Here is a 12,164-nt window from a genome sequence, read left to right on the forward strand (position 1 = left end):
CGATATTAATGATACATTTTTTATCCTGAAGACTAAGTTCGATCACGAAATCGATGAGCAAAAGGAAGAGTGGGACGAAAAGAAGGAGAGAATTAATAAAGGGATTGAGTCTATGATAGACGATGCTGAGAATTTAAAAGATCAATCAGCGGATAAGCTGGGACATTTTTCTTCTGAAATTTCAAAAGCCTGGGGACACTTTAAAAAAGCTTTTAAATAATATGATATTCAATTTAGTAGAATAAAATGATTGTATATATTTGCTTTTTTGTTTTTTGAGCTAAGTATTTTGATCTCTAAAGAAGGATTTTAAGGATGAAGAATGAAGTAACATTACACGATAAAACTTTTGAAATTTTTATTCATAAAGATGAAATTTCAGGGGCTATCGAACGTTTGGTTAAGGAAGTTGAAACAGAAATAGGAGATGAGAATCCCTTATTTATTGGAGTTTTAAATGGCTCGTTTTTAGTTGTAGCTGATTTTGTACGTCAGTATAAATACAACTGTGAAGTATCTTTTGTGAAGATGGCGTCGTATGTTGGAACGGGTACTACGGGAGAAGTAAAGACTTTATTGGGGATAAATGAAGATTTGAAAGGAAGAACAGTTGTGATTCTGGAAGATATAGTAGATACCGGAAATACTCTTGAAAAGTTAATTGATATTTTCGAAGACAAGGAGTTAAAAGCACTGAAAATAGTAACCTTATTTTATAAACCTGAAGCCTATAAGAAGGATCATAAGATTGATTATGTGGGGATAGAAATTGAAAATAAATTCATCGTCGGTTATGGACTTGATTATGATGGTTGGGGAAGGAATTTACCGCATATTTACCAGCTAAAGGAATAGTTCTGCAAATATTAATAACATAAAATATATAAATGATCAATCTAGTATTATTTGGACCTCCGGGGGCCGGTAAAGGAACACAGGCCGAAAATCTTATATCAAAATACAATCTGGTTCATATTTCAACCGGAGATGTTTTTAGAAAAAACATTAAAGAATCAACAGAGCTGGGGATTTTGGCAAAATCCTTTATGGATAAAGGACAATTGGTTCCTGATGAAGTAACTATTGATATGTTGAAAGATGTTGTAGATAATCATCCTGAGGCTAAAGGCTTTATTTTTGACGGTTTTCCCCGTACAACTCCACAGGCAGAAGCGTTGGATGTATTCATTGCATCGAAAGATATGAATATATCTGCAATGTTGGCTCTGGAAGTAGAGGATGAGGTACTGGTTCAACGTCTTCTTTTAAGAGGGAAAGACAGTGGTAGAGCTGATGATGCTGATGAATCAATTATCAGAAACAGAATTAGTGAGTACTATGATAAAACAGCAATTTTGAAAGATTTTTACAGTGCGCAAAATAAATATTTCGGAGTAGACGGAATCGGTACTATCGAAGAAATTGCCGAAAGATTATACTCGGTTGTTGATACTCTTTAATATATAGTTACTATTTGTAAAAAAATAGATAATTTTGTCCCGGATAATATATCCGGGATTTTTTATAATACACTTATACTGTTTTTATTACGCAATAAAGCAGATAAACCTGTCTCGCCAACAAGGCAGGCAGTTAACCGCATAAATATTAAGTAATGGCTCAACGTTCACAATTCGTCGATTATGTAAAAGTAAACTGCCGATCCGGTCGTGGTGGAGCAGGTTCAGCTCATTTATATAGAGATAGACTTACTGCCAAAGGAGGACCCGACGGAGGTGACGGTGGTAGAGGAGGACATGTTATTGTAAGGGGTAATAAAAACCTTTGGACCTTACTTGAGTTCAGGTTCAAAAAACATGTAAAAGCCGGACACGGAGCTAGTGGAGGTCCTAGTCAGTCGACAGGATCCCAGGGTGAGGACCTTATTTTAGAAGTGCCTTTGGGAACTATTATCAAGGATGGAGAAACAGGTGAGTTTATGTTCGAAGTAACAGAAGACGGGCAGGAAGGTGTTTTGCTTGAAGGAGGAAAAGGCGGTATGGGTAATGTTCACTTTAAATCTTCAACAAATCAAACTCCGCGATTTGCTCAATCCGGTCTCCCCGGTTCTGAAGCATGGCGTATTCTTGAGTTAAAAGTTTTGGCTGATGTTGGATTGGTTGGATTTCCTAATGCAGGTAAGTCAACGTTGTTGTCGGTAGTCAGTGCCGCAAAACCTAAGATTGCCGATTATGAATTTACTACATTAACTCCAAACCTGGGGATAGTAAAATATAGAAATCACAGATCTTTTATTATGGCCGATATTCCGGGGATAATTGAAGGTGCTGCCGAAGGAAAAGGAATCGGGCATAGATTTTTAAGACATATTGAAAGGAATTCGTCATTATTATTTTTGGTGCCTGCTGATGCAATTGATATTAAAAAAGAATATGAAATTCTGCTTAACGAATTAAGGAAGTTTAATCCGGAATTATTGGATAAGCAAAGAATTTTGGCAATTTCAAAAGCAGATATGCTTGATGATGAGTTGATTGAAGAAATGAAAGCTGATTTGCCGGAAGATATAAAAACTGTTTTTATATCGTCTGTGGCACAAAGCGGCCTGACTGAATTGAAAGATATGCTTTGGGAACAGTTGAACGGTTAAAGTCTAAAGTATACGGAAGATAGAAGTTGGGAGACGGAAGTTTGAAGAAGGGAAGATAAAGGAGAAAAGAGAAAAGAGAAAAGATAAAGGAAAAAAGATACCTGCCTGCGTGACTCAGTCAGGCAGGAAAGATAAAGGATAAAAGAGAGTAAAGCCATCAAAGCACATTACCTAAAATATAATCTGGATTTTAAGATGCCCGCCGGTACTTCGCGGGGAGTATTGAAAAAAAAAGAAACTTTTTTCATTAGGATAGATGATGGGGAAAGAACGGGTATTGGTGAATGTTCGGTATTTAGGGGTTTAAGTTATGATGATAAGCCCGATTATGAGCAAAAGCTGCAATGGCTTTGCGAAAATATCAATTTAGGAGAAGAAAAGCTGTTAGATGTATTTAAAAAATATCCCTCTATTCAATTTGGAATAGAGATGGCGTTTCTTGATCTACGTGCAAATAGGCCAATGGAATTATTTCCTTCGGAGTTTACCGCAGGGCATGACTCAATCAATATCAACGGACTAATTTGGATGGGCGATTCAAAATTTATGCTCCAACAAATTGAGAAAAAGCTTGAAGATGGTTTTAATTGCATTAAAATGAAGATCGGTGCAATTGATTTTGAGCATGAATTAACTTTAATTAAGAAGATCAGAAAGCAATTTACGGCTAAAGAAATTGAGCTTAGGGTAGATGCTAACGGAGCTTTTTCGCCCGAAGATGCACTTGAAAAACTTAAAAACCTGTCTGATTATGATATCCACTCTATAGAACAGCCAATAAAGCAGGGACAGGTTGAAGAAATGGCAAAATTATGTGTGTCTTCACCTCTTGATATAGCCTTGGATGAGGAGTTAATAGGAGTTATTGATATTATAGAAAAAGAACGATTACTTAAAACTATAAAACCACAGTACATAATTCTCAAACCCAGTTTGGCAGGGGGTATAAAAGGATCTTCGGAATGGATTGAACTTGCAGAAAAATATGGAATATCGTGGTGGATAACATCGGCACTGGAGAGTAATATTGGATTAAATGCTATTGCCCAGTGGACATATACATTAAACAATACCCTGCCGCAAGGTCTGGGAACCGGTTCTCTCTTTACCAATAATTTTGATTCGCCTCTGGTTGTGGAAAATGGTAAGCTTGGCTATAATTCTGATACAGACTGGAAGTTGCCTGAGTTTTAACAGCTTGATGTTTGTAAAAAGAAAAGGTCATTTCGCTTAAATGAAATCCCCATCTCGGCTTAGCCGAGACCAAGTGTGATGAATATAAATGGGGATAACATATGACCGAAATATTAAATTATATACATATGAAATCCCCATGAACACCGGGTTTACACCAAACTGGATGAATATAATGGGGATACCATATGACCAAAACATTAAATTATATACATATGAAATGACTTATATATAATTCTTAGTACATAAATGTCATCCCTACAGAGTAATTTAACATACCATAGTCTTCGATAGTTGGAAGTTTACCGTCTACACTTCCTTCCATAGATTTGAAAGTTCCCCAGGTATATCCGGCTTTTAGGTTTAGACCTAAATTATCCATTATTTTAATAATTAGTCCAATTTCAGGATTAACAGCAAACGACCATTGGTCTTTATTCGTATAATATAAACCATTGTCGGTTTCCTGTTCTGTCCATACGGTACCAACTCCTAAGCTTAAATAGGGGTATAATTTATTTTCCTGATCGTATTCCATTGGGAACCATGCTGCATTAACCATTAATGGCATACTGTATAAGTATCTGCGTTGTACAGAATTCACGGATAAGTTTTCATTGTACTTATAGGTATCTCTTTCTTTTTGTTCGTAAAGACCGGACCATGCAAATTTTCCTCCAATAGCTATTTTAGGATTAATAAAGTACCTTCCCTCTATTTCAAAACCACGAGAGTTAAATTCTCCGATATATTCGCTAACTGTACCAGTTCCCTGACTCATTTGCCAATTGATACTCCAAAACGAGTTGTACTGAGCATTGGCAGTAAATATTCCGCCAAAGAATATTATTGTTATGATTAATATTTTTTTCATGTTCAAATGCTTATTATCTCTGTAAATATTCCGATGATTGGTCAAAACCCTGATCTATACCTCCTACGATATAATCGATTTCAATTCCATTTCTAATAAATCCACTTAGAACTGTTTCCCATATCAATTGTGAATTTACATCGTCGGTAGTTCTGCTATCCGATGGATCTAATGGCTCTACCATAGTTACAATAACTGAACCTAAAGAATAACTATAGTAGTATGGTATCCATGGCGACCATCCATACCAGGGGTATCCCCATCCCCATCCGGGGTATCCTGGGTAATATCCTCCGCCTACATAAGTTGTTTTGCTTGTCACGATGTTCATCAATACCAGGGCTTTTAAATCATCGATATCTTCCTCTGTTGGTGGGTTTGAAATATCGTCTGTAAATTCCCTCCAGCCAAGATTGTTCATATTTGATCTTACAGCTCCAATCATTTTCACAGCCTCTTCAACCGATAAATTTTCGTGGCCATTCCCATCTTCATCAGGTATTTTGTAAGGGTCTCCCTTAGAATCTATATAACTTACGGTATCCGACAGTGCGTATAGTTCCTTTTTATTGCCATGCTCTCCGGTGTTAAAGTCATAACCTTCTTTTTTTTGTGAATATATCACGTCAAGGTCTTCGGTGTAAATTGTGTTATCCGGACCGTAACAACTTGTAGTCATCGAAGCAAGTGCTATTCCAAAAATTATAAATCTTTTTCGCATAAATTGTTAGTAATTATTAAACAAATAGTTATCAATTTATTGCTCAAATATTATGCATACAGGCTGTATGATAGTAGTTTGACAACTAATTCTATATTGGTTTAGTAAATATAAAACAATTATCGTTATTATAAGAAATTACTACCGTAAATCGCTAAGGGAGAGGTGTTTATTTGGGGTGATGTATTATTTAGAAAGTTGAGAGGTCTTCTTCTGCTTTTTCCTTATCTCCGATACCTATCGGAATGTTTACTTTTATGAAAATAGAGCTGTTTTTTGTTTTAGGAATATCTTTGTATACATCAATAAAACCGTAATAATATTTAACGCCATACGACCATCCCGTGCCTCCAAGAGTTTTATACCCTATACCGCCCATTAATCCCATATCGAATTTATTGATTAGCTCCCCGTTATATTCTTTAACAGTAGCATCCATACCTTTAATATCTGAGTTAAATTCAATCCATCCTCTATGTAATAGTCCGAATTGCGGACCGAGCTCTGCGTAAATATTATGTTTGAAATAATATCTGGCCAAAGCAGGAACCAGAAAGTAGTTTAATGTTTGATTGTAATCCCCTTCTATTGGACTGCCATTAATACTGGTGTGTAGTGAAGCGTTTAACACTGATAAATCACCTTTGCTAAGGTTACCAATACCTTTTTTTGCTTTTACCAACACTCCTGTGTATAAATGCCATTGATTTTTCATCTTGAAGTCGAAATAAAACCCAAGATTCCAGGATCTCAGATAAGAATCTGTTTCTAATCCTGACATTGTGGACCAGTTAAATCCGCCCTCCAAACCGAATTCAATACCCGGTTGGTTTAGTTTATCACCAAATAATAAAGCTATTAATACCTGAGATTTAGCCTGAATACTAAAAAATATCAACAGGAGAAGTAAAATTTTCCTCATAGTTATTTATAAAAGGGATAATTGAAGTAGCTGAAAGAATTGTTATTCGGAATTTTTTCAGCTACTTTATTGTTTTTTGTGGCTAAGGCTTAAATCCTATTTTTTCAATAAATTCATCAAACTCGCTTCTTAATTCATCATATAGCTTATCGAATTGTACCATTTCGTCTTTTATGTTCGAATGTCTGGTCAATGATACGGCTCTAAGTTCGTGTCGTTCTTTCCAAAACCTTGACATATTTTTGTCTAATACTTTTACTCGTGCCAGAATATTGTTAATGACTTGTTTTTGACGGATAAATGAATTTTGGAGATGTTCTACCGATTTGGCCTGGCTTTTGTCCAAGCTGCTGCCGTCAACAATTGAAGAGAGTGAATCAACCAGTTCTTTTACTTCTTTGTCAGTTTTTAATAAGTCCTGTTTCCAAAGAAGGTGTTCTTTGTGTGGTTGCTCGAAAAGATTATCTTCCACCATAGTGCTATATATTTAAGTTGACAATTATTTTACAAGAGGTATACGGGTCCTAACTTTTTTGAGTGTAATTTTAGATAGAGAGTTATAAATTATTATCATCTAAATAATTTATTAAAAATACTTTAATACGTATAAATATAGTGAAATAATTACAAACAGGCTTTCAAATTTATCCTAAATATAACCTTAGAGTTGTATGTTTTTATATTTTTGTGCATTCAAAATGAACAATTTAAATTATTGTTTTAAATACGCACTTTAACAATTATAATTAATATGAAGATATTTAATAAAATATGGAAAGCAGTATTTGTGCTTTCTCTTGTGTTTTCGATAGAATCGCAGGCATGTACTAATATTTTAGTTTCGAAAGGGGCATCAAAAGATGGTTCAACTATGATCACTTATGCTGCAGATGCCCATGTATTATATGGCGAACTGTACCATTGGCCTGCTGCCGATTGGAGTACCGGAACAATGCTGGATGTGTACGAGTGGGATACCAGTAAATTTTTGGGTAAAATTGAACAAGTAGCCCATACCTATAATGTAGTGGGTAATATGAATGAGCATCAGGTTGCAATAGGCGAAACTACATTTACGGGTAGAAGTGAGCTAAAAGACAGTACAGCTATCATTGATTACGGAAGTTTGATATATATAACCCTTCAGCGTGCCAAAAATGCAAGAGAGGCAATTAAGGTAATGTCTGATTTAGTTGAAAAGTACGGATATTACAGTACAGGAGAATCATTCTCTATTTCCGATAAAAATGAAGTTTGGATATTAGAGATGATCTCTAAGGGAATGAAGGAGAAAGGTGCTGTGTGGGTTGCGAGAAAAATTCCTGAAGGATATATTTCGGGGCATGCCAACCAGGCTCGTATAACTACATTTCCTCAGGGAGGAAAGAAATCTATTTCCTGTGACGAGTTTGACAGGCTTTATGATAAAAAAGTTGAAAATATTTATTCGCATGACGTAATTTCATTTGCAAAAAAACAAGGTTACTACGAAGGAAAGGATAAAGATTTTGATTTTTCGGCTGCTTATGCACCACTTGATTTTGGAGCAGCACGTTTTTGTGATGCCAGAGTTTATTCGGCTTTCTTAAAAGTTGATGAGAAGATGGATAAGTACGAGGATTATGTAATGGGGGATATCGAGAAAAAGAGAATGCCACTTTGGATAAAAGTTAAGGATAAACTTTCTGTACAGGATGTAATGGAGTTAATGAGAGATCATTTCGAAGGTACTCCAATGGATATGACTGCTGATATTGGTGCAGGACCATCGAAGCTTCCTTATCGTTGGAGAGGGCTGACATGGGAGTATGACGGAGAAAAATATTGTAACGAGAGAGCAATTTCTACACAGCAAACAGGATTTTCGTTTGTAACTCAGTCAAGATCGTGGTTGCCTGATGCTGTAGGTGGAATAATCTGGTTTGGACTGGATGATACATACAGTACAGTTTACACTCCGGTTTATACGTCTTCTACAAAGATAGCTCCATCAATGCAGGTTGGAAACGGAAGTATGGTTGAGTATTCTGAAACCTCTGCTTTTTGGACTTTTAACAGAGTAACGAATTTTGCTTATATGCGTTACGATTTGATTATCGAGGATGTCAGAAAGGAACAAAATAGGCTTGAAAGCAAGTTTGTACAGTTGGTTCCGGCTATTGATAAGGCTGCAAGTGAGCTTTATAAAAGCAATCCGGAACTGGCAGTTGAATATTTGAGTGATTTTTCTGTTGATAATGCCGAGAAAATGGTTGCCGCATGGAAAGATCTTGATAAATATCTATTAGTGAAGTATTTGGACGGGAATGTAAAGAAGGAGGAAAACGGCTCGTTTAAACTTAACGAATATGGATACCCTGCATCACCGAATTTTCCGGGATATTCGGAAGAATGGAGAAAAAGAGTTGTTGAAGATGCCGGAAAGAAACTAAAAATGCCGGCCGCAGCACATTAAGATATATAGAACATTAATTATAAGCACCTTTATCGATCCCGATAAAGGTGTTTTTTTTAGAATTTAAAAGCTAATAAAAAAGCACCAGAAAATAATTCTGATGCTTTTAAATTCCCAAACTTACTATCTATTATTGCACTAACTATTTACTAACTTCAACTATAACCTCCTCAGATTCCCAAAGACCGTGCTTTGTACAATATGCATGAGCAGTTAATTTCATTTTACTTTTTGTAGGCACTACGTAGAAATCTACTTCCAGCTGGCTTGGAGCATTTCCCAGTGCACCTGCATTCATTGTAGCCTGAGCCAATTGAACTTCGCCATCCCAAAGTTGTACCCATGCGATATAATGGTCAAAATCATCAGGGTGCATATATTCATCACCAACTTTTACTTTCACTTTGAATTTCTCACCTTTTTTTGCCTCTCCCTGAGGATGAACAAATGCTGAGTGACGGTCGATGTAATCCTTTTTTGCCTCTTTGTCTACTGTAGAAATGTCTACATATCTGTTAATTTTCATCGCAGTATATTTTTTAGTTTTAATCTTTCTTAAAATTACGAAAAGCTTTCTAAACTTTTGTTATACAAATATGCCTGATTTTACATTGATATATTTATAAAGCTAATCGATAGTTTTGATTATGATATAAATGCTTTCTATTTTAGTTATGAGTTGCTGATATGATATTTCTTCGCATCAAATTCCAGTAGGGATAGTAGCGATACCCCGGAAGTAATAAAGCTATTGAGCAAAGCAAATGAGGAGGCGACCCCGGGAGCCACCGCAGTGCTATTGCGAAAAGCTTTATTAGTGAGGAGTATAGCGGAGAGCCCGTTAAACTGGCCAATTCTTATTTGTAATTTCATTAATCCGGCTTATTGCAGAAAATAAAATCCGCTATAATTACAAAGGAGGAAAAAATACTAATTCTGTGGCGTAAAATATGTAACTTGCAGTAAATCAAGAAGTAAGGATTATGAAAAAGGGTACAATAATCATTTTGGCAATTATTGGTTTAGTAATAGTTGCATTTATGTGGGGGTCCGGAATTTACAACAATATGGTTGAGCTGGAAGAGGGTGTAAATTCACAGTGGTCGAACGTAGAAAATGTATATCAGCGCAGGGCTGATTTGATACCAAACCTAGTAAATACCGTAAAAGGATATGCTGCACACGAAAAGGAGACACTCGAAGCTGTGATTAAAGCCAGATCGGAAGCTACAAGTGTAAAAATTGATCCGTCGAACATGAAGCCCGGTGATATGAAGCAGTTTCAGGCTGCCCAGGATAATTTATCCGGAGCATTGTCGAAGTTAATGGTTGTTGTAGAGAAATATCCCGACCTTAAAGCTAATCAGAATTTTCTTGAATTACAGGCACAGCTCGAAGGAACAGAAAACAGGATAGCTGTTGAGCGCAGGAAATACAACGAGACCGTGGAGGTGTATAATAAAACAATCAGAAGATTTCCTAATAATGTAGTTAATATGTTCTTAGGTTTTGAGAAGAAGGAATATTTCGAAGCCAGTGAAGGTGCCGAAAAAGCGCCGGAAGTAAAATTTTAATTATGCCAAAGAATAGGTTTAACGAGGAGGAGAAAAAGCGAATAGTTGACGCAATAATTTCTGCCGAAAAAAATACATCAGGAGAAATTCGTGTTCATATTGATTCGAAAAGTGAAGTGGATGTTTATGAAAAGGCCGGGATTTTGTTTTGTGATTTAGAGATGGATAAAACAGAGCTAAAAAACGGGGTTCTGTTTTACATGGCTATTGATGAGCATAAATATGCCATTGTTGGTGACAAAGGAATAAATGATGTTACTTCTGAAACTTTTTGGGATGAGATAAAAGACGAGATGAAGATTTGGCTTCAGCAGGACAAGATAGCAGAAGCTCTCGAGAGGGGGATTTTGATGGCCGGGGAAGCTTTGAAAAAGTATTTTCCTTATGATGAGAGAGATGTAAATGAATTGGATGATGAAATTTCGTTTGGTGATTAAAATGTGAACTATGAACCTGTCTGTAAAAAAAATATTTTCCTTAATTGTTTTATTAGGTATGTTCCTGAGTTTAAGTGCACAGGAAGATAACTGTTTTCCTAAGAGACCGGTTCCTCCAAAATTGGTAAATGATTTTTCGGATATCATAGGGGAGCAGCAGGAGTTGGAACTTGAAAAAAAATTAGTAGCATTTAACGACTCCACATCAAATCAGATCGTGGTTATTACTGTGAGTGATTTATGTGGGATGGATCCGGCTACATTTTCGTTCGATATTGGAGAGAAGTGGGGTGTAGGTCAGGAAAAATTCGATAATGGTATAGTACTTTTAGTTAAAGCTACAGGCGAAGGCAGAAGACATACTTTTATAGCAGTAGGATATGGTTTGGAAGGTGCAATTCCCGATGCTATTTCGAAGCGGATTGTTGAAAATGTATTGATACCTCATTTTCAGAAGAACGATTATTACGGAGGGATAGACGAGGCATCAAATATATTAATGGGACTGGCCTCGGGAGAGTTTTCATTTGATGATCAGACAAACTACGGGGAAGATGATTTTTCCGGATTATTTATTTTCGGATTTATTTTACTGATAATATTCTTCTTTATTTTCACGAAAGTTAACAGGACCAGATCGTACTCGCATAAACACAACATAGGTTTTTGGGCGGCATGGTCGATACTTTCGGCTCTGGAACGCAGAAGGAGTTCAACCTATACACATAGCGGATTTTCGAGAGGCTTTGGCGGCGGATTTGGAAGTGGCGGAGGCGGCTTCGGTGGTTTTGGCGGCTTTGGCGGTGGTTCCTTTGGGGGCGGCGGTGCCGGTGGGAGCTGGTAATACCAAATGAATTTCAGAATGCTCTGTTAGATTTATTCAAGTGTATTTATTTTTTTAAGATTTCATGATTGCTATCGCAATTGAAATATAATTCTTTTTCACAAATTTAAAATTTCTTGCATAGCAGGTCTTCGTGATTCGCTTCGTTTAATTCTTTATACCAATTGAATTTCAAAATGCTCATTATAATTCGAAATGTAATTCTGTTAGATGAAATAAGCGAAGCGATTCATGAACACTTATAAAATTATTATTCGTGAATAATTAAAAATTCTTTGCATAGCAGAGCTACGGAAATCGAAGATTCATGAACACACATAAAAACAAAGTTCGTGAACTAAATAATTTTTAATAAAGTATAACTGGATTACCTGCCTGCCGTCAGGCAGGGATAAAGAATGATATGGGCATTTTGATGTTTATTTGGTATTACTACTATGAACAAAATAAACCCAATTTTCTTTCCAGTAAATTTAAATCACAACTGGTATTACGCTATGCTCATTTTAGACACTTTATTGCTCAAATTGTG

Annotated in this window: 14 protein-coding genes; 9 read left to right on the forward strand and 5 right to left on the reverse strand. The window is 36.1% G+C overall.

Annotated elements, in window-relative coordinates:
• From ABFR62_09885 to menC, 5 genes are all read left to right on the forward strand, one after another.
• On the forward strand, window positions 1-220 hold a 220-nt coding region (locus ABFR62_09885; GenBank protein MEN8138728.1), incomplete at its 5' end, for a hypothetical protein.
• 95 nt (window positions 221-315) lie between these two features.
• Window positions 316-855: a hypoxanthine phosphoribosyltransferase gene (hpt, locus tag ABFR62_09890; protein MEN8138729.1), complete on the forward strand. Its 540-nt coding sequence runs from the start codon at window positions 316-318 to the stop codon at window positions 853-855.
• Between the two features lie 32 nt (window positions 856-887).
• Window positions 888-1,460, forward strand: coding sequence for an adenylate kinase (locus tag ABFR62_09895; GenBank protein ID MEN8138730.1), 573 nt, complete (start codon window positions 888-890; stop codon window positions 1,458-1,460).
• 155 nt (window positions 1,461-1,615) lie between these two features.
• Window positions 1,616-2,611, forward strand: a complete 996-nt coding sequence (gene obgE / locus ABFR62_09900; protein ID MEN8138731.1) for a GTPase ObgE — start codon at window positions 1,616-1,618, stop codon at window positions 2,609-2,611.
• A gap of 156 nt (window positions 2,612-2,767) precedes the next feature.
• Complete coding sequence (gene menC / locus ABFR62_09905; GenBank protein MEN8138732.1) at window positions 2,768-3,805, forward strand: o-succinylbenzoate synthase; 1,038 nt, start codon at window positions 2,768-2,770, stop codon at window positions 3,803-3,805.
• A gap of 238 nt (window positions 3,806-4,043) precedes the next feature.
• On the opposite strand, the gene ABFR62_09910 is transcribed toward menC, so the two are convergent.
• The 4 genes from ABFR62_09910 to ABFR62_09925 form a co-directional block, all read right to left on the reverse strand.
• Window positions 4,044-4,679, reverse strand: coding sequence for an outer membrane beta-barrel protein (locus ABFR62_09910; GenBank protein MEN8138733.1), 636 nt, complete (start codon window positions 4,677-4,679; stop codon window positions 4,044-4,046).
• Between the two features lie 13 nt (window positions 4,680-4,692).
• Entirely contained in the window at window positions 4,693-5,400 is a 708-nt protein-coding gene (locus ABFR62_09915) for a DUF4136 domain-containing protein (GenBank protein MEN8138734.1), read from the reverse strand.
• 190 nt (window positions 5,401-5,590) lie between these two features.
• A complete protein-coding gene (locus ABFR62_09920; GenBank protein ID MEN8138735.1) occupies window positions 5,591-6,322 on the reverse strand; it encodes a porin family protein in 732 nt (243 codons plus the stop codon).
• A gap of 82 nt (window positions 6,323-6,404) precedes the next feature.
• Window positions 6,405-6,797: a hypothetical protein gene (locus ABFR62_09925; protein ID MEN8138736.1), complete on the reverse strand. Its 393-nt coding sequence runs from the start codon at window positions 6,795-6,797 to the stop codon at window positions 6,405-6,407.
• A 276-nt stretch (window positions 6,798-7,073) separates the two neighbouring features.
• On the opposite strand from ABFR62_09925, the gene ABFR62_09930 reads away from it, so the two are divergent.
• The gene (locus tag ABFR62_09930) at window positions 7,074-8,777 is read left to right on the forward strand and encodes a C69 family dipeptidase (protein MEN8138737.1); all 1,704 of its coding nucleotides are present in this window, start codon (window positions 7,074-7,076) and stop codon (window positions 8,775-8,777) included.
• Between the two features lie 142 nt (window positions 8,778-8,919).
• On the opposite strand, the gene ABFR62_09935 is transcribed toward ABFR62_09930, so the two are convergent.
• Window positions 8,920-9,303, reverse strand: coding sequence for a desulfoferrodoxin family protein (locus tag ABFR62_09935; protein ID MEN8138738.1), 384 nt, complete (start codon window positions 9,301-9,303; stop codon window positions 8,920-8,922).
• Between the two features lie 457 nt (window positions 9,304-9,760).
• Between ABFR62_09935 and ABFR62_09940 the strand changes: the two genes are divergently transcribed.
• From ABFR62_09940 to ABFR62_09950, 3 genes are read left to right on the forward strand one after another with little or no spacing between them, the layout of a single operon-like run.
• The gene (locus ABFR62_09940; GenBank protein MEN8138739.1) at window positions 9,761-10,351 is read left to right on the forward strand and encodes a LemA family protein; all 591 of its coding nucleotides are present in this window, start codon (window positions 9,761-9,763) and stop codon (window positions 10,349-10,351) included.
• A 2-nt stretch (window positions 10,352-10,353) separates the two neighbouring features.
• On the forward strand, window positions 10,354-10,788 hold the full coding sequence (locus ABFR62_09945; protein ID MEN8138740.1) for a TPM domain-containing protein: 435 nt from the start codon (window positions 10,354-10,356) through the stop codon (window positions 10,786-10,788).
• Window positions 10,789-10,798: 10 nt separating this feature from the next.
• Complete coding sequence (locus ABFR62_09950) at window positions 10,799-11,632, forward strand: TPM domain-containing protein (protein ID MEN8138741.1); 834 nt, start codon at window positions 10,799-10,801, stop codon at window positions 11,630-11,632.
• The last annotated feature ends 532 nt before the right edge of the window (window positions 11,633-12,164 follow it).

This window comes from Bacteroidota bacterium, assembly GCA_039714315.1.
Classification (GTDB): Bacteria; Bacteroidota; Bacteroidia; order Flavobacteriales; family JADGDT01; genus JADGDT01.